Origin of the sequence: Salinigranum halophilum, assembly GCF_007004735.1 — an archaeon.
Taxonomy (GTDB): Archaea; Halobacteriota; Halobacteria; order Halobacteriales; family Haloferacaceae; genus Salinigranum; species Salinigranum halophilum.
On record NZ_SSNL01000006.1, the window covers coordinates 490,170 to 508,807 of the forward strand.

General features: G+C 58.1%; 20 protein-coding genes and 1 pseudogene. 14 read left to right on the forward strand and 7 right to left on the reverse strand.

The genetic code is table 11. The annotated features are described in order from the left end of the window. The first annotated feature begins 295 nt into the window (after positions 1 to 295). Positions 296 to 1,207 (forward strand): ParA family protein, encoded by a 912-nt coding sequence (locus tag E6N53_RS17490; RefSeq protein ID WP_142860772.1) that lies wholly within the window; start codon positions 296 to 298, stop codon positions 1,205 to 1,207. 14 nt (positions 1,208 to 1,221) lie between these two features. Continuing rightward, complete coding sequence (locus tag E6N53_RS17495) at positions 1,222 to 1,638, forward strand: DUF8160 family protein (RefSeq protein ID WP_201741198.1); 417 nt, start codon at positions 1,222 to 1,224, stop codon at positions 1,636 to 1,638. 688 nt (positions 1,639 to 2,326) lie between these two features. Here the strand turns inward: E6N53_RS17495 and E6N53_RS17500 are convergent. Together E6N53_RS17500 and E6N53_RS17505 are read right to left on the reverse strand one after the other, a co-directional pair. After that, complete coding sequence (locus tag E6N53_RS17500; protein WP_142860774.1) at positions 2,327 to 2,899, reverse strand: hypothetical protein; 573 nt, start codon at positions 2,897 to 2,899, stop codon at positions 2,327 to 2,329. Next, positions 2,896 to 3,264, reverse strand: coding sequence for a ribbon-helix-helix domain-containing protein (locus tag E6N53_RS17505; RefSeq protein ID WP_142860775.1), 369 nt, complete (start codon positions 3,262 to 3,264; stop codon positions 2,896 to 2,898). Before E6N53_RS17505 ends, E6N53_RS17500 begins: the two co-directional genes overlap by 4 nt. Positions 3,265 to 3,566: 302 nt before the next feature. On the opposite strand from E6N53_RS17505, the gene E6N53_RS21495 reads away from it, so the two are divergent. The 3 genes and pseudogenes from E6N53_RS21495 (at position 3,567) to E6N53_RS21340 (ending at position 5,520) form a co-directional block, all read left to right on the forward strand. Further along, the gene (locus E6N53_RS21495; protein WP_269090106.1) at positions 3,567 to 4,826 is read left to right on the forward strand and encodes a thiol-activated cytolysin family protein; all 1,260 of its coding nucleotides are present in this window, start codon (positions 3,567 to 3,569) and stop codon (positions 4,824 to 4,826) included. 4 nt (positions 4,827 to 4,830) lie between these two features. Continuing rightward, positions 4,831 to 4,896, forward strand: a pseudogene (locus E6N53_RS21705) (hypothetical protein); the annotation flags it as partial. A gap of 327 nt (positions 4,897 to 5,223) precedes the next feature. Next, positions 5,224 to 5,520: a C2 domain-containing protein gene (locus E6N53_RS21340; protein WP_236642401.1), complete on the forward strand. Its 297-nt coding sequence runs from the start codon at positions 5,224 to 5,226 to the stop codon at positions 5,518 to 5,520. A gap of 122 nt (positions 5,521 to 5,642) precedes the next feature. Here the strand turns inward: E6N53_RS21340 and E6N53_RS17520 are convergent, their stop codons facing one another. After that, the gene (locus E6N53_RS17520; protein ID WP_142860777.1) at positions 5,643 to 7,019 is read right to left on the reverse strand and encodes a hypothetical protein; all 1,377 of its coding nucleotides are present in this window, start codon (positions 7,017 to 7,019) and stop codon (positions 5,643 to 5,645) included. A gap of 105 nt (positions 7,020 to 7,124) precedes the next feature. On the opposite strand from E6N53_RS17520, the gene E6N53_RS21780 reads away from it, so the two are divergent. Continuing rightward, positions 7,125 to 7,238, forward strand: a complete 114-nt coding sequence (locus E6N53_RS21780; RefSeq protein WP_449421039.1) for a DUF7845 domain-containing protein — start codon at positions 7,125 to 7,127, stop codon at positions 7,236 to 7,238. Positions 7,239 to 7,640: 402 nt separating this feature from the next. Here E6N53_RS21780 and E6N53_RS21140 read toward each other — a convergent pair whose 3' ends face one another. After that, the gene (locus E6N53_RS21140) at positions 7,641 to 7,928 is read right to left on the reverse strand and encodes a DUF8069 family protein (protein WP_201741184.1); all 288 of its coding nucleotides are present in this window, start codon (positions 7,926 to 7,928) and stop codon (positions 7,641 to 7,643) included. Between the two features lie 685 nt (positions 7,929 to 8,613). On the opposite strand from E6N53_RS21140, the gene ppk2 reads away from it, so the two are divergent. Both ppk2 and E6N53_RS17535 read left to right on the forward strand, forming a co-directional pair. Next, positions 8,614 to 9,504 carry a polyphosphate kinase 2 gene (gene ppk2, locus E6N53_RS17530; protein ID WP_142860778.1) on the forward strand — a complete coding sequence of 297 codons (891 nt, stop codon included), beginning with the start codon at positions 8,614 to 8,616 and terminating at the stop codon, positions 9,502 to 9,504. Between the two features lie 152 nt (positions 9,505 to 9,656). Further along, complete coding sequence (locus tag E6N53_RS17535) at positions 9,657 to 10,235, forward strand: cupin domain-containing protein (protein WP_142860779.1); 579 nt, start codon at positions 9,657 to 9,659, stop codon at positions 10,233 to 10,235. Positions 10,236 to 10,710: 475 nt separating this feature from the next. Here E6N53_RS17535 and E6N53_RS17540 read toward each other — a convergent pair whose 3' ends face one another. After that, the gene (locus E6N53_RS17540; RefSeq protein WP_136591306.1) at positions 10,711 to 11,451 is read right to left on the reverse strand and encodes a helix-turn-helix transcriptional regulator; all 741 of its coding nucleotides are present in this window, start codon (positions 11,449 to 11,451) and stop codon (positions 10,711 to 10,713) included. Between the two features lie 110 nt (positions 11,452 to 11,561). Here E6N53_RS17540 and E6N53_RS17545 point away from each other — a divergent pair, with 110 nt between their 5' ends. Next, the gene (locus E6N53_RS17545; RefSeq protein WP_142860780.1) at positions 11,562 to 12,446 is read left to right on the forward strand and encodes an alpha/beta fold hydrolase; all 885 of its coding nucleotides are present in this window, start codon (positions 11,562 to 11,564) and stop codon (positions 12,444 to 12,446) included. Between the two features lie 399 nt (positions 12,447 to 12,845). Here the strand turns inward: E6N53_RS17545 and E6N53_RS17550 are convergent, their stop codons facing one another. Continuing rightward, entirely contained in the window at positions 12,846 to 13,415 is a 570-nt protein-coding gene (locus E6N53_RS17550) for a flavodoxin domain-containing protein (protein ID WP_142860781.1), read from the reverse strand. A gap of 295 nt (positions 13,416 to 13,710) precedes the next feature. On the opposite strand from E6N53_RS17550, the gene E6N53_RS17555 reads away from it, so the two are divergent. Continuing rightward, positions 13,711 to 14,289 (forward strand): cupin domain-containing protein, encoded by a 579-nt coding sequence (locus E6N53_RS17555; RefSeq protein ID WP_161596601.1) that lies wholly within the window; start codon positions 13,711 to 13,713, stop codon positions 14,287 to 14,289. A gap of 223 nt (positions 14,290 to 14,512) precedes the next feature. Further along, positions 14,513 to 15,196: a DUF4386 family protein gene (locus tag E6N53_RS17560; RefSeq protein ID WP_142860783.1), complete on the forward strand. Its 684-nt coding sequence runs from the start codon at positions 14,513 to 14,515 to the stop codon at positions 15,194 to 15,196. Positions 15,197 to 15,323: 127 nt separating this feature from the next. Here E6N53_RS17560 and E6N53_RS17565 read toward each other — a convergent pair whose 3' ends face one another. Next, the gene (locus E6N53_RS17565; protein WP_142860784.1) at positions 15,324 to 16,025 is read right to left on the reverse strand and encodes a hypothetical protein; all 702 of its coding nucleotides are present in this window, start codon (positions 16,023 to 16,025) and stop codon (positions 15,324 to 15,326) included. A 304-nt stretch (positions 16,026 to 16,329) separates the two neighbouring features. On the opposite strand from E6N53_RS17565, the gene E6N53_RS17570 reads away from it, so the two are divergent. The 3 genes from E6N53_RS17570 to E6N53_RS17580 all read left to right on the forward strand — a co-directional run bounded on the left by E6N53_RS17570 (position 16,330) and on the right by E6N53_RS17580 (position 18,213). Further along, positions 16,330 to 17,187, forward strand: a complete 858-nt coding sequence (locus E6N53_RS17570) for a DUF7351 domain-containing protein (RefSeq protein ID WP_136591302.1) — start codon at positions 16,330 to 16,332, stop codon at positions 17,185 to 17,187. 92 nt (positions 17,188 to 17,279) lie between these two features. Further along, on the forward strand, positions 17,280 to 17,798 hold the full coding sequence (locus tag E6N53_RS17575; protein ID WP_142860785.1) for a type II toxin-antitoxin system RatA family toxin: 519 nt from the start codon (positions 17,280 to 17,282) through the stop codon (positions 17,796 to 17,798). 88 nt (positions 17,799 to 17,886) lie between these two features. Next, the gene (locus E6N53_RS17580) at positions 17,887 to 18,213 is read left to right on the forward strand and encodes a DUF5367 family protein (RefSeq protein WP_142860786.1); all 327 of its coding nucleotides are present in this window, start codon (positions 17,887 to 17,889) and stop codon (positions 18,211 to 18,213) included. Positions 18,214 to 18,638 lie beyond the last annotated feature (425 nt).

Here is an 18,638-nt window from a genome sequence, read left to right on the forward strand (position 1 = left end):
CCACTGAGTTAGTGACTCACAACATCTGTGAGTGTGTGACGCAGTGAATCAAGGACTCTGGAACGAGAACGTTCGTATCTCGGATGAGTGAGTAACTAAGTACTAACTCAGTGAGTCACTGAATCATTGATATACAATCTGTGATTCCCTGAGTCTATGATTCAATGATATCGATTATGTGCCCGTATTCAGGCTCCTAACCCGTCAAAATGCGGTTTTCGATAGAATTGGTTTGAAGATGGCACAGCAAATTGTCTGACGTAAGTTTATGAATCAGTGATTCAATGATTCGTGCATGACCGATACACCGCGTGGGTGGGGCGTCATCTCATCGACTGGCATCCCGACCATCGCCTTCGGGAATCAGAAAGGTGGGACCGGCAAGACGACAGCGACGATCAACAGCGCGGGCGCGCTGGCGACGCGCGGCCACGATGTCCTTGCGATCGATATCGACCCCCAGGCCGACATGACGAAGGGACTCGGACTGGGTCCAGGCGACAACAACGACCCATCGAGTCCGAAGAACGACCTCCCAAACACGCTCGCCACTGATGACGCGAACCTCCTTGACGTCCTCGTCGACAATCCGCGCACGCACGATACCAGACTTTCAGAGATTGTGATCGAGGCCGAGGAGTACGACCACCTGAACTTCGATTTGATTCCCAGTCACAAGGATATGGGCCTCGCGCGAGACTGGATGGACGATGCGAGCGCTCGGCTCTCGCTGAAACTCGCTCTCGAAGAGATGGTCGACGAGGGATACGACTACGATTTCATTCTGATCGACTGCCCTCCCGACCTTTCAGTCCTGACCGACGCAGCGTTCATCGCGGCCCAGAACGTCTTCTTGGCTGCACAGACCCAGGCAACATCACGAGATGCGTTGGACGACCTGTGGGACCAGCTGGAATCGATAGAAGACAACCAGCAGATCGAGATTGCAATTGTCGGGCTCTTAGCGAACATGTACCGAGATGACGGTCAATCCCAGAAGTTCCTCAACGCCTTCGATGAGTCCTTCGCGTCCATGGCTCCAATTTTCAAACTCCCGATGCGAGTGGCGATTCAACGCGCATGGGACAACGGACGCGACATCTTCGAATGGGAGGATACGAACGACCAACAGGTTGAGCGTGGTGTCTTCCTTGAGATTGCAGAGACGATGGAACGCGCGTTCGACAAGACGCAGGTGGAGGCGTAAGTATGCCCCGTGGAATGGATGAGCGGTTCGAAGATCCGTCAGATGAGAGTGGAGACGATGAGACCACGGAGACGTCAGCGGAAGCCGAGGATCGTGAAACTGGATCAGACACCGAATCGCACTCAGAACAACAGCGGTCCGCTTCCACGGTCGACACAGATCCATCGAGCAGTGAGATAGAAGAAACAGACGACGAACCACTAAACATCCGCGAAGATTGGGATTCAGCCACGATATACGTAGAACCAGAACAGAGCGAGGACATCGAGATCACATTTACTCGTTTGAAGAAGCAGTTGAAACGCGAGGACGTCACGCTGGAGAAGAACAAACATTTCTACCGCGGCGTCTTCGAGGTAGCATTCGGCGAGTATCGAGAGGAAACGAAAGAGAAGATTCGTGAACTAGCAAAACGAGACGTCGATCAGTGAATCAGTGAATCATTGAATCTCGAATGTTATGAATGGCCTGGCGTTGACGAGGAACCAAGAATCAACCTCTCTCCCTTCGCAAGACAATATATATCGCCATTCGCTATACTATCGAGTCGGTGGAGAGTAGAACTAAGTGGAGGTAGAGTTTGGAAGAGGAGGATCAAACCAGTTCTCTTGGTTCGGTCGTTCGTCGGGACTCGCGAAGACGAATTCGAAGCCGTTTACGTCCCGTGAGAGTCGTTTCATCATTCATCGTTGCTAGGGTACGCTGTTGTATGTCTTCCGCACCTCCGAAGACAGACAAACACACCCCTCGCAGCGTCACCTCCAGAACTATAGGACTCTCGACGCTCAGTGACACAGCTGACATCTTGGCGGACTCAGAAAGGGCGAGGCCGTCTCGGTCACCGGGAGACAACGTCTCCCGAGCACACGGCGCGAAGCGCCGTGAACGTCCCCCGGCCCCGCAAGCGACGCGAGAGCGAAGCTCTCGCTAGTCCTCAGGCTCCGCCTGAAGGCACCGCAGACACAAGGAGCCTAGCGGGGTTCCCGTGAGCGGGAGCACGGAAGACGACCGATGCGAGTCTTCAGGAGCTAACGGGCGGCGACGCCGCCCGTGAACGGCCGAGGGCTTACAGGAGTCGTCACCGGCGCTGGGTGTTCTGCGTCGCCACTTGGAGAGCGGTTACGCGTCGAGGCGTTGGAGCAATTGCGTGACGTAGGGGCTGTTCTCCCAACTCCGATGCGGGCTGATCGTCGTGATCAGCGTTCTCGCTTCCCCGTGGCTCATGTGGCCGTTCCGAGCGTAATCTACGATGAGCCGCGGCGTCGGGACGATCCGCGGGCCCTGCAGCACGGCGTGAATCAGTGGGAAGTTCGTCCCACCGAACTCGTCAGTCAGAAACCCATCGACTTCGAGCGCGTTCGCGAGAATGATGCCATCGGTTTCGCCGTCGTCGAGGCCGAACATTGGCCGGGCGTCCGGCGTATCGTCGCGTTCGTACGGGTCCTCGACTGTGTAGTGGTTGCGAGCGGCGAGGACGTTGTTCGCAGCTGCGGAGTGGATGTCTTGGTACTGCGTGATGTCACGGAGCTCTGCAACGACTTCTGGCGGCACGAACACGTCACACGAGGTGAGGAGATACTGGAAGGGATCCGGAGCCGTGTCAGTGTCGTAGGCTGCGTCGGCTCGTGGGACGGCGAGACTGACCAGCGCACTTGTGTCGGCGACGACTGTCCGCAGTCGCGGCCTGCTCATCTCTCGTCGCCGTCACCAGTCTCGACCGTCGTCGCGTTGTCGCCGTAGATATCGACGTCAGTGGGTGCAGCGAGATCGAGTGGCTCGCCCTCCAGATCTGCCTTGAGTAGGCGGAGTCGTTGGGCGGTTTCAGCGCCGACCAACTGCTTGACCGTCTCGAACTCAACCTGGTCGTCGTAGTATTTCGTTGCCACCAGTTCTTGGAACGTTTCGCTGTCGGCAGTCTCTTCGATGTACTCGCGGATCGCTTCGACGAGGAGGTCCGTCCGGTCCTTGTCGAAGAGTGCTGCAATCGCGTCGAGTCGGTCGACGAGGTACTCCGGGGACTGGAAGTGGACTCGTCGGGGCTTGTCACTCGCGCTCATTCTATGTGCAAGTTCTGCACACAGCCCGATAACGATTCCGGTGCATGCACATGGCTTGCACATCGGTGAGGAACACTGTTTGAACGGGCTGGTCAAAGACTGCTGCAACACGACTTCACGCACCACATGCTCGCCAAGATCTTGCAAGCCGCACATGCATTCCGGACCACCCTCATGTGCTGATAGACGGTCTATCTGTAGACATTTCATTCTTCCCAGACGATATCTGTAATCAGTATTACCCATTCGTGACAATATTTAGACTGGTTTTATACGCGATGGCATTGTATTCCCAATATTACATGATTGAATATGATAGTACTGCCGAAGGACCGGAAAACGAGAGTCGGTTGCGCGCAAGTCAAAGTGGGAACGTTCAGCGAGACAATCGCAGGGCTCGAGTGATTTCTCGTCGAACACTTCTTCTCGGGTCTGCAGGCACGGCACTGGCTGGACTTGCCGGTTGCAACCGATTACCAATAGACGAATTCGCTGACACGAGATTCTCACCTCAACCACCCCCCACGAGTCCAACGCCGATTACGGAGACGCCGGTGACTTCCAACGACGTAGTGCCTGAAGACTTCGAAGACGGGTGTGGAAAGGTCGGTCCCGGAGAGACAGTTGCGGGGACTCGAGAGGGCATCGAATTTCGGATCAGCCCAATTGGTGACCAGCCTACAGCCACAGCGAAGGGTGCTCCTGACGTCGCGCTTGAATCGGTGGAACCACCAATAATCGGGCGTTCGAGACGGATCGCGGCTCTGGATGGTTTGCAACTGTCAACTCCTGTTACGCTTCAAACACGGCAGTCTGATGCCTGTACACAGGAAACGAAACAGGCTGTTCGGAAGTCAGCACGGACATTGACATTAGTTCCTGAATCCTCACGAATCTATCCTGGGGCACTAGTAAGGCTCGACTCGGTTTGGAAGGGCCAGATGCAACCGGTGATAGGTGACCGGGCTCCGATTCGAATCTCTATCTCGCTCCCAGCAACGCAGTTTGAAGGCTCCGCAGTGCGTGTCGTCTCGTCCCCCTCGCTGTCTGCAGTTCGAGACGCGGTAAACGACCTATTACGAACAGTAATCGGTGGGACGGCCACGAGAGCCGATGTGACCTACGACATGCACTCGGTGTACGATTGGCGTCAAGGACACGTCGATATCGGAGCTCACTTCGATGGTTTCGTTTACGACTTTGGATTCGATTTTGAAGCCGAAAAAGAGGGAGAGAGATCCAAGGTGGTCGTGGTTTTCAGACAGAATTATTTCACCGTTGATGTCGATATCCCGAACGCGTTCTTTGCAGACGGTCGCAACCCGTCGCGGCAGGACGCGATCGTATCAAGTGTGACCTATGGACGGTTACTCCTCTTTTCTGCCGAATCTGATGCTTCAGAAGAGCGTACCAAGGCCGCGCTCAATGCAGCGTTGCTTGGTCTCGGTCGTGCGTCAGCTGGCGGTGGACATGAGGAAGTCATACGGGAAATGACGCTCCGTGTGAGGGCGTTGGGCGGACTCAGGATCAGCAGCAACCGAAACAATCAGGAACGGAGTTGAAGGCATTAACACGTATCTCTCTGAAGGGGCCGAATACTCCGCCACAAGCCCAGCATTTCCGCTTTCGTATCAATTGACCTACTTGAGTGATTTTTCAATCGCAGAAGTGCAAATGCGTACTGAATACACTCGACAAGTCTGTCACGGTCAGCGTGTCTTACTTCGAGATGTCACGCTTACTGGCATCGATACCTATGACGGATTCTTAAATCGGGGGTATGGTCTCGAATTATACGGTCTCATAACCGCCGAGGCGGTTGGGGGGACGTTCGTCGGGTCCGAGGAACCTCCAACGTCGACCGAGTCTCCGACAGACAGTACGAGTACTCCACAGGCTACCGAAGTCGTCGAGGCGACCCAAGAACCATCGACCAGTTCAGAAATCGTCCTCTGGCGTGTGCCCGCAGGTGCCTCTGAGATGATCTTGCTAACTGAAGAAAACCCATACACCCTCTCGTTAGGTACCATATTCGAGTTCCCAGTACCAGAGGGCTTACCGTCACCAACGTCTGGACTCCGCCTCAGTGTCGAACTCACTGATTATGATGGCGGTAGCGATGATTTCATCGGACGCGATGAGGTGTTTATCGAACTGTTTGAAATACTATCCAGTACTGATGATTCGCTAACGTATTCGATAGAACTCTCCGAAAACAATCGTGTTCGAGTAGAGTTTACTATCGAACGGCTCTGAGAGCACTCGATGGTGTTTGACCCGTTCTGCTCACCAATTCGTTCTACAGACCACCTCGAAGTGCCACGCCTGCATGGACGGTAGCGATATCTCGAGACTCACTTGAAGCCGTTCGCAAGCGTTCAGGGGGTTGTTGACCATTTACAGCGCTCATTAGCGAACGGTCTCATCGGGAACGAGGCCCGGACGGTCAGGTTTTCGAGGCTTGTCTCTGCTGGCACAGAACAGTGAACAACCCCTGACTGTTCCTCGTCTGCCCAGAGCCTATTGAATCGACGGCTATTGTAATACTCGCCCTCGATAGGCTTTGACAACCCGGTCGCATCGAAATACCGTGGTTTCGACTCGAACTCACCGACCTGGACCTGAAACCAGTTGTGTTCGATTTCAGCAACTGATTGCTGAGTCGGGTTCCGTACCGAGATCTCGAAGACGGCGAACGTCTCATCCACTGTGGAATCTCGACGGGAATCTGCCTCCCCGCCACTGAGAACGACCGAGTCCGTGAGGGTTGGGCTCGAAACAGTCACTGCGGCACCTGATCGGGTAATGAATGAATCACCGAACTGTCTGCTGGTCGGTGGCGCGGTCAACTGTTCTGCTGTGACTGATTCGAGGTGGAACGTGAACTCCTCACCTGATTTCACCCAAACCTCTTCGGTAATCGTCTTGGTTTCACCAGGCTCGAACTCCTCAACGAGATCCCCCTTGTCCGAAAGCCGGTTCTGACCCACTGAAATCGTGTATCGCTTGTGGAGTAACGCGGGGGTGTAACCGAGGTTTTCGACCGTGATCTGAAGCGCAACGGTTTCTCCGTTGCCGTTGCTCGCGGCCGGTTCGATATCGTGGACATGGAATTTTGGGAGGCTGTCCTGGTCGAGCTGGAACTCCCAGACAGCGATCTTCCCCTCGGATCGACTATCTCGATAGTAGAGCCACTCCCTCGATTTGTTTTCCCCGATCATAAACACGAGCCAGCCAGTCAGTGACTCACCCGGCTTGGCAGGTGGGGGAGTTCGATACACGTCACCAGGCCAGGGAAATTCCACCACCGGGGAGTCGTTATCATGCTCGCCGACGATGTACACCTCATCCCCCCAGGGACTCCCAAGCGTAAACGAGGACGGTTTTGGGCGTGGTGCCAACGAGTCGGTACGGTTCGTCGTTCGAATCTTGATCAGGAGCCACTTGTAGCCGGTTCTGGCTCCGACAACGGTTCCCTCTTCGAGTCGAAGCGCGTTCGCTTGGCTAATAGACTCAATCTGGATTCCGACTGTGTCTTCCTCGAAGTCGGAGTCATACTCGACGAACCTTGCCTTCCATTCGGGTGCGTCAGGTTCAGGATGTGGCAACGGCTGTGAACCTGACTGCCCAGTTGCTCCGATGGCGGTTTCGGTCATCTGATTTGCAGGAAGTGAGCTATCATTGTCCGAGTTGAGGCCGGTACATCCAGTGGCGCCCAGTAGCGCAGCGGTACTCAGGAACGTTCGTCGATTCATCGAGCCTGGTTGGCCTCGGTTTCATACTTAAATGTCAGGGCGAGCGTTACCGACGCCTCTGTCTCTGTTGGTGGATATTGGGATGTAAGGCTCGCCGTCGGAAGTTTGTTCCACACGGTCGCGGACACTGAGGGCTCGAAGATCGTCTACTCGGGGGACAATCGCGAGATAGTGGGCCACAACCACCAGGTCCGACTCGACACCAAGGCCGTGAACTAGGTGCTCTCTGGTTGGCGAACGGGTGGGCAGTTCAGGCACTACCACTCTGAGCACGTGGGCGAGCATGTAGACGGTCGCCCCTTGGTGTTCGCGCGGGTCGAACGCCAGTGGATTCAGTAACTCGCTGTATATCGCGTCGTCGAACGTTCTGACGCCGTAGACGATGCCGCTCGAATCGATGGTAGACGGCAGTGCGTCGACTCCCCGACTGAGAACTCTGACGGTGAGAGGACGCCGATTTTATATCGGTATCAGAACCTTTCGTCCACCTCACTTTTCCTCCATATCTGACCGCTGCTCGTTGGGCCTGATGCTGGGTTTCTTATTGCCTGGATGGTGGTCGACCTCCGCCGAGACGCTTTTTGTGTCCGTAGTATCCCCATCCATTGAGGGGTTACCACATCAGTCATCTGTTTGGTCGCCGTGAGCGGCGGTCCACCCTCGATGGAAGACCGCCAGTTGGAGCATCGAGTCGAATGCTTCGCCGCTCGGTTCGTGAACGAGCATCCGTTCGTTTGGGATGGGAATCACGACGTCGTCGTCGACGAGGGCACTGACCAGCGCATGCGCGAGCTGCTCGTCAATGTCCGCGACTGCGCTGCGGGCGGCATCTCGATCCTGTGCGATGAGTTCCGCTTCAAACTGTTCGTGGTCGGCCGCTGTATCGTCGAATGCGTCTGTATCGGGCATGTGAATCACGGTGGCGCGCCATTACGCGCCTCGGCCGCTCAGGCGCGGATAAACTGCTTGCTACCCCATGCTTAACCAACAATACGAGAAAATACGGTGCTGTGTTGGTTAACCTGTGACGGGTTCGAATCGACGACTACCCGTAGCGCAGAACGTCTCCGGGTCGGCATTCGGCGTCTCGTTTCGGTTTGAACGGCTCTGTTGAAATCCTATCTTCTCGACACATTTCGTGCCAGAATAGCCGTTGGCAGGTGAGTGACTGGTTGGTAGAAAAATCAGCAGCTTCAATGGATAATCATGCGACCGTGCTGCATACACCGCGCGAGTAGGTCATAGGGTCAGTGTCGCACGCATAGCCACCGGGAGTGGTGTCGCATCGCAGAACGGGTATCCCCCATCTGCTCCGAAACGCACCATGTGCTGACGGGAGGAGAGTTCACGCACACGATAGCGAGAATTAGCCGCGCCTTCGCACACGTCATCCTGCTCGGCCCACGTCACCTCCCTCGATATCGACGGTTTGCCGTCTACGGCAGACCGATGTGGTACTCAAGCGTCCACTTGGACACCGCACGCTTGGGGAAGGCCAACAGTTGCGTGGGGGAGAGAATTATGTACGTTGTCATTGACAGTTCTGTATGTACGCATCAATAACTATTGTCAGAGACGAGCAGCGGTGGCTCCAATGACCGAGCACCCGGTGTTACCGGCCGAGGAGTCCGTGCTGACCACCGTCGACGAGGAGGACCTCTACAAGAAAAGTGGCAAGATCAAGAACAAGCACTACGAGCGGGAGCTCGAGCGGCTCCAGGAAGAACTCGTCAGGCTCCAGATGTGGGTCAAAGAGCAGGGACTCCGAGTCGTCGTGCTCTTCGATGGTCGAGACGCGGCCGGCAAAGGCGGAACGATCCACCGAATTACTCGCCGGACGAGTTCCCGGGTGGTGAAAGTCGTCGCGCTCGGCAAACCCACCGAACGCGAGCAGAGTCAGTGGTACTTCCAGCGGTACGTCGAACGCCTCCCGGCGGCCGGTGAGATGGTGCTGTTCGACCGGAGTTGGTACAACCGTGCGACCGTCGAGCGTGTGATGGACTTCTGTACCGACGAGGAGTACCAAGAGTTCCTTCGGTCGGCCCCCGAGTTCGAGCGGATGCTCATGCGCTCGGGGATCATCCTCATCAAGTACTGGTTCTCGGTCAGCGATGAGGAACAGGAACGGCGCTTCCAGAAGCGCAGTAATGACCCGAAACGTCGCTGGAAGCTCAGCCCGGTCGACCTCGAAGCCCGAGAGCGGTGGGTCGAGTATTCGCGGGCGAAAGACGCGATGTTCACCTACACGGATACGAGTAACTCGCCGTGGCACGTGATCAACGCCGATATCAAGAAACACGCCCGGCTCAACTGTATCAGTCACCTCCTCTCACAGATCGAGTACGAGGACATCATGCCCGGGCCGACCGAGTTGCCGGACCGACAGCAGGATCCCAACTACGACCGCCCAGCCATCGACGGGCAGGGCTGGGTGCCTGCACTGTATGGGTCAAATCCATCCGCGGCCGACGTCGAACGATCCTGACCGCCCAAGTCTCGGATCGTGCGGTTGCCGCTGGGCACCCTCGCCCGATGCAGGCGAGGTGTGCTCAGGCCAGCCTTTCCTTTCGATGCTCTGTGCCACCTGTTCGACATCGCCAGTGAATAGTTAACACTACTCACGTCGTAACAGGTCGTATGAATCTGCCAACGGAGATTGTCAACCCAGAGACCGGTGAGCGGATCATGTTCGACGAGAGCGCCTCGAATAACGAGCGGTTGGTCTGGGATGAGGTGAGGCCGGGAAATCTCGAGCCGCCGCCGGTACACTATCACCCCCACACTGAGGAACGATTCGAGGTGACGGAGGGTCTACTCGTCGTTGAAACCGATGGAGATGTACAGCGGATCGAAGTGGGTGAGGAGGTCGTGATTCCTCCGCGGACCCCACACGTTTCGTATGCTGAGGCAGAATCAGCCCGGTTCAGGCGCACCGTGTCGCCCCCCGGGCAGTGGCGAGAGTTTCTGACCGCACGGTTTGCCGCCGTCCACGAGATTGGTGAGTTGTCGGGCGTCACTGGCCTCCTCCAGACAGTACTCCTGATCCGGACATACCCGGCTGTGGTCGTCCCCGAGCAGCCACCACGGGCTGTCCAGCGTGTCCTGTTCCCCGTTCTCGCCGTGGTTGCTCAGGGTTTCGGACTGAAGCCCCACCACCAGTATCCACGACCCTCCACGGACGGGGCCGAAGAACGCCGCTCTGATACATCTCACTGAACGGTGGTGTACTGGATTCACCCTCTGCGTGTTGTGTGACGATTCTGACAGTGGCTGTGGAGGTTTCTGAGGTTGTGCTGAGTACAGGGCGCATATCTCGCAGGCAGTTGTCTCCCAATTGCGGGTGGTTGGAGTAATCAGTACAGGGTGCGTATCTCGGAAGGTAGTTAGTGAAAATCATTGATACACGAATTTGAACGGTGTTCACTGCCAGAATTACGTAGTTGAGCTCCTAGACTTCGAGTGCCGAAATCATATCCGCAGCGTGGAACCCCCGATCAGCGAGGGTTCTGTCAGTGCCTCGGTAAGCTGTTGAATCGCTTACCAGAGGGTGTCGATGTAGGATTTCCGCGGACCGCTACGCTGACAACTGACGCACGTCGACCCCGACGGCTACCGCTCGCCCCCCGACAGCCGCGTGAGCGTGATGAGAAGGTGCGGGCCGGTGAGAGCGTACTTGTCGAGTGAGTCGTGTCTACACTTCTACTGGGGTCGCGCCCTCGCGGTATCGGTCGACCGTCGCCCGCGCCCACGCCGACGCGGCCGGCGTCTCGTTCGTTATCAGGCCGGTGATGAGCGCCCCCTCGCGGAGTTCGATGGCCATCCGTGCCGGCGAGCCGTCAGTGACGATGACGCCGAACGGGATGGGGTCGCCCGTCTCGTAGAGGGCCGCACGCTCGACCACGTCCGCGAGCGCATCGGCGTGGTCCCGGCGGAGCGTCTCAACAACGCCCGCCGGTAACACAAGTTCGGCGTCCAGTCCGGCGTCGAGTATCGCCCGGAACCGATCGACATAGCCCGGCGAGACGACGGGTGCGATGCCACGGACCCGGTCGGCGCCCGCGAGCAGGTCCCAGACGGCTTCGAGGTGCCGCTCGGCGTCGGAGTCGTCGGGCCGGACGACTGTCGCGCCCACGAGCGCCGCCGGGTCCACTGCGTCCCCCGGCAGGTCCGCGAGCAGGTCTCCGTAGCCGGCCGTATCCGCAAGTGACTCGAACCGCGAGAGCGCAGCCACGCCGAACAGCGTCGGGGTGAACCCCCGGTCGGTTCGTTCGACTAGCCCTGCCTCCGCCAACTGTGTGAGGCCCTTGTAGACCGTCGACTTCGAGTCCGAGAGCGCGTCGACGAGTTCGTGACGTGGGCGTGGCTTGTCGACGACCGCCCGAAGGATTTCGTGCCGGAGGCCCAGCAACTCAGTGAGATCCGACCCGTCCATACCATCCCGTCACGTCACCGGTACATCAGTCCTACCATCGCGAGCCGATTCCGAGCGGCTCGGAATTTCCCGGCCGGTGTCTTGAGGCCCGTACGACGCCTCCTCCCGGTATGACACGACCGGAGACAGACGGGACGGCCTGGCCAGGCGCGGTGAACGAACGGTCGCGCGTCGACCTGCCCGGAGGCACTCTTGAGTACGTGGACATCGGGAGCGGGGACCCAGTCCTGTTCGTCCACGGCGCGTTCGTGAACGGCGATCTGTGGCGGAACGTGGCCGGGCCGCTCGCCGAGTCCCACCGCTGTCTCGTCCCGACGCTCCCACTCGGGGGCCACCGACTGCCGATGGACGCGGACGCCGACCTCACGCCCGCGGGGCTGGCCGACCTGCTCGCGGCGTTCCTCGGCGCCCTCGAAGTCGACCGGGTGACGCTCGTGGGCAACGACACCGGCGGCGCGATCTGTCAGGTGTTCCTCGCTCGACACCCCGAACGGGTCGAGCGGCTGGTGCTGGTGAACTGCGATGCGTACGACAACTTCCCGCCGCTGGCGGCCAAGCCGTTCACCATCGGCGCACGGGTACCGGGTTTCCTCGGCCTGTTCGCCCGGTCGCTCCGGTCGGCATCGGTCCGACGACTCGCCTTCCGCCTGCTGACGAAACACCCCGTCGAGGACAGCGTCCTCGCGGGCTACGTCGACGCGCTTACCCGTGAGCCGGGGGTGCGGCGTGACCTCCGGAGGGCGTTGCTCGGCGTCGAACCGCGCTACACCAACGAGGCGGCCGCGTCGTTCCCCGATTTCGAGCGGCCCGTCCTCGTCGTCTGGGGGACCGACGACCCCATTTTCCCCGTCGCGGACGCCGAGCGACTGGTCACCGAGTTCCCGAACGCGCAGCTCGAGCGGGTCGCGGATGCGTACGCGTTGGTCCCGGAGGACCAGTCCGAGAGCCTCGTGGAACTGCTCGACACGTTCCTCAGAATGCGGGTGCCAGCCTGAGCGTGGCTGTCGGGCGTGTGGCGACGGAGCAGGTGTTACGACCGCCGAATAATCTCCAGGGCAAATTGAAGTCGCCACCGCCGCACTAGAGTCAGGCAAAGCCCTGGAAAAAATCGAGAAGGAGGCCCTAATGCCGGAGATACAGCGCGTAGAAGAACGGTTGGAGAATAATTACTATGTACGCAGACTGAACAGTTAATTCATGCGTAGCGGCTTGAACTAAACCGTAATCGGGTGATGCTTGCTCTCTATGACTCATCTACTGAGCCGATACTGGGTTCGTCGGCCCAGGAGCTGTCTCACTTCTGGCCGCTCTCTATTCAGTTGGTCTCGGCCGCAGTAGTGGTCGCCTGGTGTCAGTTCGTGAACGTCAACCGGTCGGTTGCTGTCGGTCGGTCCTCAGTCTGCTTCGACCGCTTCGCCAAGTCGCTCCTCGACGAACACGGCGAACTCGCCGGCGAACGACACGACCGATTCCCAGTCGGTGAGCTCGGCGTCTCCCGACTCGTCCGTCTCAAATTCCTGGTTCCTCACGATGAATTTCAGCAGCGCCCGCTTGAGAAAGCCGTACTCTGAGAAGCGGAGCGCGCCGCCAAAGAGGGCGATTCTGTCGGGCTGCCAGTTCGTGGCGTCGATAAACTTGTCGAGATATCCCGTCGCCTCCGCGAGTCCCTCGTCGTTTTTCGCCCCGGACGCACCAGAGACTTGGAAGAACCCGTTCGGCGTTCTCACCAGTACCTCGCGGTTCGCTTTGACCCACCTCCTGACCGACTTCTGTTGTCTCCCGTAGTGGACCGACGCGCCGATCAAGACGGCGTCGAACTCGTCGAGATCGAGTTCAGGATCGATCTCCGCGACGTTCACCGTCGTTGCCTCGTGGCCACTGGCTCTGAATTCCTCCGTGATGCTGTCGGCTATCTTCGCGGTCTGTCCCTCGCCGGTTCCGAACACAGTAAGGATCGTGGCCATGCATGTAGTAACGTCGACAACGGGCAAATACTAGCCGCAGATTCCCATGTATAAACGATACATCACTGAGGCTCTCCGTTGGGCTACTATTCTGATCTTTACGGATCGGAGCTCCACAGTGAATCCCATTGCCCACTTCGGCCTCTGCATCTCCTAGGCCGCTACTGGGGGAACGCTCGAAGAGTCGCTACGGGAATAGACTCGACGGGACGAGGGTCCGTAGGAGGAAGACCACATCCAGCCAGCGAACAGCACGTACGGAATGGTTACGACCGCTGGAGCACTATTGAACCGGATGAGCCGATTTTCGAACGAACATCAGTCGATGGTACCAGGTGATCCCTCAGAGAACGATGCAGTCGGATATCCAAGCACAGTCGAGGATCTATCGACGGGAGCACGTATCACGTTCCTCGAACGCGGTGTCGATGAACAGGGGGCGTACTTGATAATGGAGGGCGTTCTTCCGCCGGGGACCGACAGCGGGCCCGCCCGTCTGCACCCACAGTCGGAGGTACGCTCGGAGGTGATGGCGGGTCGGGCCGACGTGACGGTTCGCGGTGACTCCCATGTCCTGCTTCCCGGCGAATCGTTGACCATCGCACCCGGAGAGGCCCACAGTATCCGAAACCGCGGCGACAACACCCTCGTCGTTCGGACGACGCTCCGCCCGCCCGGCGAGTTCGAAGCCGCAATTCGGGCGCTCTACGAGGCCGGGGCAGGGGGCCGACCGGATCTATTCGCGGTGTCCGCAGTCCTCTCTCAGTACCGTTCGGACGTGCGTCTCGCAGCCGTTCCGTGGGTGATTCAGCGACCGCTCTTGCGTGCGCTCGCCGGCATTGCAGCGATGCTCGGTCGAAATCCACTCAGGTAGTCCGCTCCCCTGTCGCGGCCAACTGGGAGTGACACAGTCTCTGGCCGACCGTCGAGTACGGTGACGAGCGTATCCTGCACCGTCTGCATGGACGAAGGCAGTCTGACTGGCGGATGAGAAACCTTCGACACGGCTATCTTCTCAGATGGTTATTGTAACATCAGCGATAAAAATGGCATCGTCTACTAACCAAGCAGTCGAACGTATTGAGCGACCGACCGGTGTGAGTCGGTGGAACTACCTACGTGTAGGAGGTCTGGCCGCGCTCACCGAGGCGGCCATCTACGTGGCCGGTATCGCGTACTTCCTCGTTATCCTCGACTTTGCGACCACCCGCGCGCCGCTCCAACAGGTCGAACTGTTCGTCGCGAACGAGACGAGTTTGTACGCCATGTACCTGCTCATCTACGTGGTCTTCGGTATCGTACTGGTGGCGCTCGTGCTGATGCTCCACGAGCGCCTCGCGGCCGGGGCACCGATGCTGATGCGCGCGACAACCGCGTTCGGCCTCATCTGGGCTGGTCTCGTCATCGCAAGCGGGATGATTGCCACCCTCGCGACGGGCGTCGTCGTCGATCTCTACAGTACCGACCCGACGCAGGCGACCACGGTCTGGCTGGCAGTTAGTCCGGTCATCGACGGGTTGGGCGGCGGTAACGAGATTATCGGCGGGCTCTGGACGCTACTCGTGAGCGTCGCCGCGCTGCGAGCGCGGGCGCTCCACCGACTGGTGAACTATCTCGGGCTCGTGGTCGGAGGTGCAGGAATCCTCTCGGCGATTCCAGCGCTCGCTGAGATCGGCGGTGGCGTCTTCGGGCTTACCCAGATTGTCTGGTTCGTCGCGCTCGGCGTCCTCCTGTTAGGCGCGGGACGCCGTGAGGCGGCCGCATACCTTCGTGAGGAGTGACTCGACTGATTGTGGTGTGAGACGAACACGGACAGGGTGCTGACTACAGCCTCTGTATCTCGCACACCGATTGTATCAACTGCTGAGGGTTTCAACAGAACCAATGATATGAGTTTTCGGTAGATGACTACAAACTACTTCTGAGGAACTTCGACTTGTGGGTGGCTCCGACTTCTATCCCTGAGCTTTCCAACTGATGCTTGACGCCGTCCATGTGCTTGTGTCCCACCACTAAACATCCTCTCTTTACCCGGTCGTTACTGTTCAATATCTCCTGTATGTTTTGAGCCATTATATCGTCGCGCTTGGAGAGCGACATTCGTGCAAAGAGCACGACTGGTAGAATACTGAAGAATACCCCCATGCCGAGAATAGTACTCCCGGTCACTGGAAGGCCATACACCAAAGGAGTACGGGGCCAGATTGCGGCCCCGGATGCGAAGATAGCTATTATGAACATTGTCCATACCCAACTCGCTAACGTAATCAGGAGGCTCACGTCAGCCAGTTGGGGCGCTATTTTCATGTCGACGGGCTCGATGCTGAGGCCTCTCTTTTGAGCTACCTGCTTGGTGGAGTGACTATCTACAGTATCAAATCGTCTAGTGAGGAGAAGTCCAGGCAACCCCCAAAGGAGATTCAGACCCCATCCCGCTATGAACATCGCCGGGTTGCGTGACAGCAACTCGGTCCAATCCGAGGCGTCTGCCGCTTCACGGGCCTGCTCGGTGAAGAACACCTGAGCACCCCCGGAGAACTCCTCGAGCTCTCGCCTCACTTTACTAGGTCGATCGATGTGGTAAGTCCCAAAAAGGTCGACCTGTTCCATCGGTAATCAATCAGGATATACCACCATAAGAAGGTAATTCCGGGCAGGAGATGACCGATGCATCCTCTGTATGTTGTACGCGGCTTCTGACAGCAACCGGGTAGCTTTCAGCAGTCGTGCTGACTACAGGGCGCGAATGCATCAGCAAGGAAAAACCGGTCTGGACAGTCGAAATCTGTCGTGAGGCTTATCGTATGGGGCTCTATGCCGGGTGAAACTCAGCGGCACATCCAGAGAGGAAACCAACGCTCCGATTCGACATCTGCAACAGCACCACTATGATGACCGATGTCGAGTATCTCGCATGGACTCTGATGCGGAGGGACTCTCACCCGATGAAGCGTTCTGGCTGTTAGGCGACCAGATGCGGACCGCGATTCTTCGAGCAGTGTGGGAGTCCTCCGAGGAGACGATCACGTTCTCCGAGATCAGAGAGCAGATTGGAAGTCCCGATAGCGGCAAATTCAATTATCATCTGAACAAACTTGTCGGCCAGTTCCTCTCGAAGGGTGACGGGGGCTACAGCCTAACTCAGGCTGGCCGCGAAGTCGTACGCGCGGTGATGGCAGGGACGATTACAAACCATGCTGAAATTGAGCCGGTAGCAATCGATGCCCAGTGTCCGGAGTGTGGTGGCACACTCGTCGTCCGATACGACGAGTACGGTATCATCGAATGCGAGGACTGCGGGGACCTAGTGATGTGGAACGAGTTCCCGCCGGCTGGCCTCGATACTCGCTCACCGGCGGAGTTCGCGAGCACGTTTGATCGCTGGACTCAGGTCCGATTCGGGCTCGCGATGGACGGCATCTGTCCGAACTGTGCCTGTGAGATGACGATGGAGATTCTCGACAGTGTCGGGGAGGGTGCGGACGGTATCGCGACCATGCATCGCTGTGAGAACTGTAAGTACGAGGCACGTGTCCCCCTGTTCGGACACGTCGTCTCTCACCCTGCGACGATCTCGTTCTTCTACGACAGGGGCGTCGACGTGACCGAGATGCCGTACTGGCGGATGCAATCGCTCGCGCGCGAGTTCAACGAAGAAGTGTCTTCCCAGAGTCCGTGGACAGCGAAAATCACGATGCGATCCGACGGACACACGCTCGAACTGACCCTTGACGAGAGTATGAATGTCGTTGACGTCGAATTGGTTGATTAGCGACAAAACGAATCTTCGGTAACGCCCCCTACAGAATTTTCATTCTGCAATCACTTATTCCCACGAGTACCCTGTATTCGGTCGGAAAATACATGACAACAATCAGTATGCACAGAACGGTCGATGCCCCACGAACAGTCGTCTGGGACGTCATCACCGACCATGAACTGTACGGAGAGGTTGCCCCGAATCTCTCGTCGGTATCAGTCGTCGAGGGCAAGGGCGAAGGACTGATTCGTCGCTGTGTCGATACGGACGGGAACGAGTGGACGGAGTCGTGTACCCACTGGGAAGCGTGCCAATCGTACGCCGTCTCGGTCCACGTCGACAACAGTGTGTTCCACAGGCGCCTTTTCACTCGGATGGACGGCGAGTGGCGGGTCTCAGAGGACCGTGACGGTGTCCGAATCACAATCACGTTCGATTTCGAGCCACGGTACGGGCCGCTCGGTGTATTCATCTCGAAGTACTTCGCGTCCATCGCTCCCGGACTCATCGAGACGATATTCGATGACTGGGAGGACGAAATACGCTCACGATCGTTGGACGAGGCGGGAAGAGAAACGGACCAAACCCACACTAACAGAGGTGTCAATGCACTCTCTCGATAGTGGCGCGAGGGCCAGTGCAGCGAGCGTATCGCTTGACAGAACCACTAGCCGGTGGTTGATCCTCTGGGGACTGAGTGTCTGGTTCGCCGTGGCCATTCTCATCCGTCTCGCTGGTCATATCCTCCTCTCGCCGACGAACACACTGCTTCTCACCGCGTTCTTCCTCTCGGTAATCCCACTCATGCTCTCGGTGACGTATCCGGTGTACTGGTGGCTCGAACTCTCGTCCGACGCACAGAGAGGCGCCGCTGCACTCATGGCACTCCCCGGGATGTTCTTGGACGTCCTCTTGATCCTGTTTGCAGGAACGGTCTTCCCCGCAATGGCGACGGAAGCGGTGGTACACTTCGGTGCGATCCTTCTGTTCGGGTACGCCATCGTCTTGTTGACGGGATTCGTCCAACTCAGGCGATGATTGCGACCCCACGACAGCGGTTGGATCGCCGGTTGCGTCCGATTTCCGTCGGGTGGTTGCAGGGGCGGCGGACGTCCGAGACGGCCTCCTCTTGCTGCGTCCGCCAGGATGTCGGCTGGATCACTGAGCGTTGAGAGTGGGTGAACGATGTTTCTCTCTGGTCCGTCTCGCTCGCCGACGCTGTCGACGGCGATGAACAGTGTCCGCTTCACGCCCGCCACCCCCGTTGAGGCGAACTCTGCTCTGACGTCTTCGTGGATGCGTTCGACGGGTGCGCGGTCGATCGGTCAGTCGATGCGAGTCGGACTGCTGTCGTGAGAGACTGTTACTTTGAGGGCTGCCCACCGGCTGTCACTGTCGGCACTGCGTGTTGTCGTGGTGTCCTGTGCTACCCCGATGGTCCGTTCTGAACCCGTCGTCTGGTG

Coding starts and splice junctions, on each gene's coding strand:
- E6N53_RS17490 (WP_142860772.1), top strand. CDS start 296: ATGACCGATACACCGCGTGGGTGGGGCGTCATCTCATCGACTGGCATC.
- E6N53_RS17495 (WP_201741198.1), top strand. CDS start 1,222: ATGGATGAGCGGTTCGAAGATCCGTCAGATGAGAGTGGAGACGATGAG.
- E6N53_RS17500 (WP_142860774.1), bottom strand. CDS start 2,899: ATGAGCAGGCCGCGACTGCGGACAGTCGTCGCCGACACAAGTGCGCTG.
- E6N53_RS17505 (WP_142860775.1), bottom strand. CDS start 3,264: ATGAGCGCGAGTGACAAGCCCCGACGAGTCCACTTCCAGTCCCCGGAG.
- E6N53_RS21495 (WP_269090106.1), top strand. CDS start 3,567: ATGATTGAATATGATAGTACTGCCGAAGGACCGGAAAACGAGAGTCGG.
- E6N53_RS17520 (WP_142860777.1), bottom strand. CDS start 7,019: ATGAATCGACGAACGTTCCTGAGTACCGCTGCGCTACTGGGCGCCACT.
- E6N53_RS21140 (WP_201741184.1), bottom strand. CDS start 7,928: ATGCCCGATACAGACGCATTCGACGATACAGCGGCCGACCACGAACAG.
- ppk2 (WP_142860778.1), top strand. CDS start 8,614: ATGACCGAGCACCCGGTGTTACCGGCCGAGGAGTCCGTGCTGACCACC.
- E6N53_RS17535 (WP_142860779.1), top strand. CDS start 9,657: ATGAATCTGCCAACGGAGATTGTCAACCCAGAGACCGGTGAGCGGATC.
- E6N53_RS17540 (WP_136591306.1), bottom strand. CDS start 11,451: ATGGACGGGTCGGATCTCACTGAGTTGCTGGGCCTCCGGCACGAAATC.
- E6N53_RS17545 (WP_142860780.1), top strand. CDS start 11,562: ATGACACGACCGGAGACAGACGGGACGGCCTGGCCAGGCGCGGTGAAC.
- E6N53_RS17550 (WP_142860781.1), bottom strand. CDS start 13,415: ATGGCCACGATCCTTACTGTGTTCGGAACCGGCGAGGGACAGACCGCG.
- E6N53_RS17555 (WP_161596601.1), top strand. CDS start 13,711: ATGAGCCGATTTTCGAACGAACATCAGTCGATGGTACCAGGTGATCCC.
- E6N53_RS17565 (WP_142860784.1), bottom strand. CDS start 16,025: ATGGAACAGGTCGACCTTTTTGGGACTTACCACATCGATCGACCTAGT.
- E6N53_RS17570 (WP_136591302.1), top strand. CDS start 16,330: ATGGACTCTGATGCGGAGGGACTCTCACCCGATGAAGCGTTCTGGCTG.
- E6N53_RS17575 (WP_142860785.1), top strand. CDS start 17,280: ATGACAACAATCAGTATGCACAGAACGGTCGATGCCCCACGAACAGTC.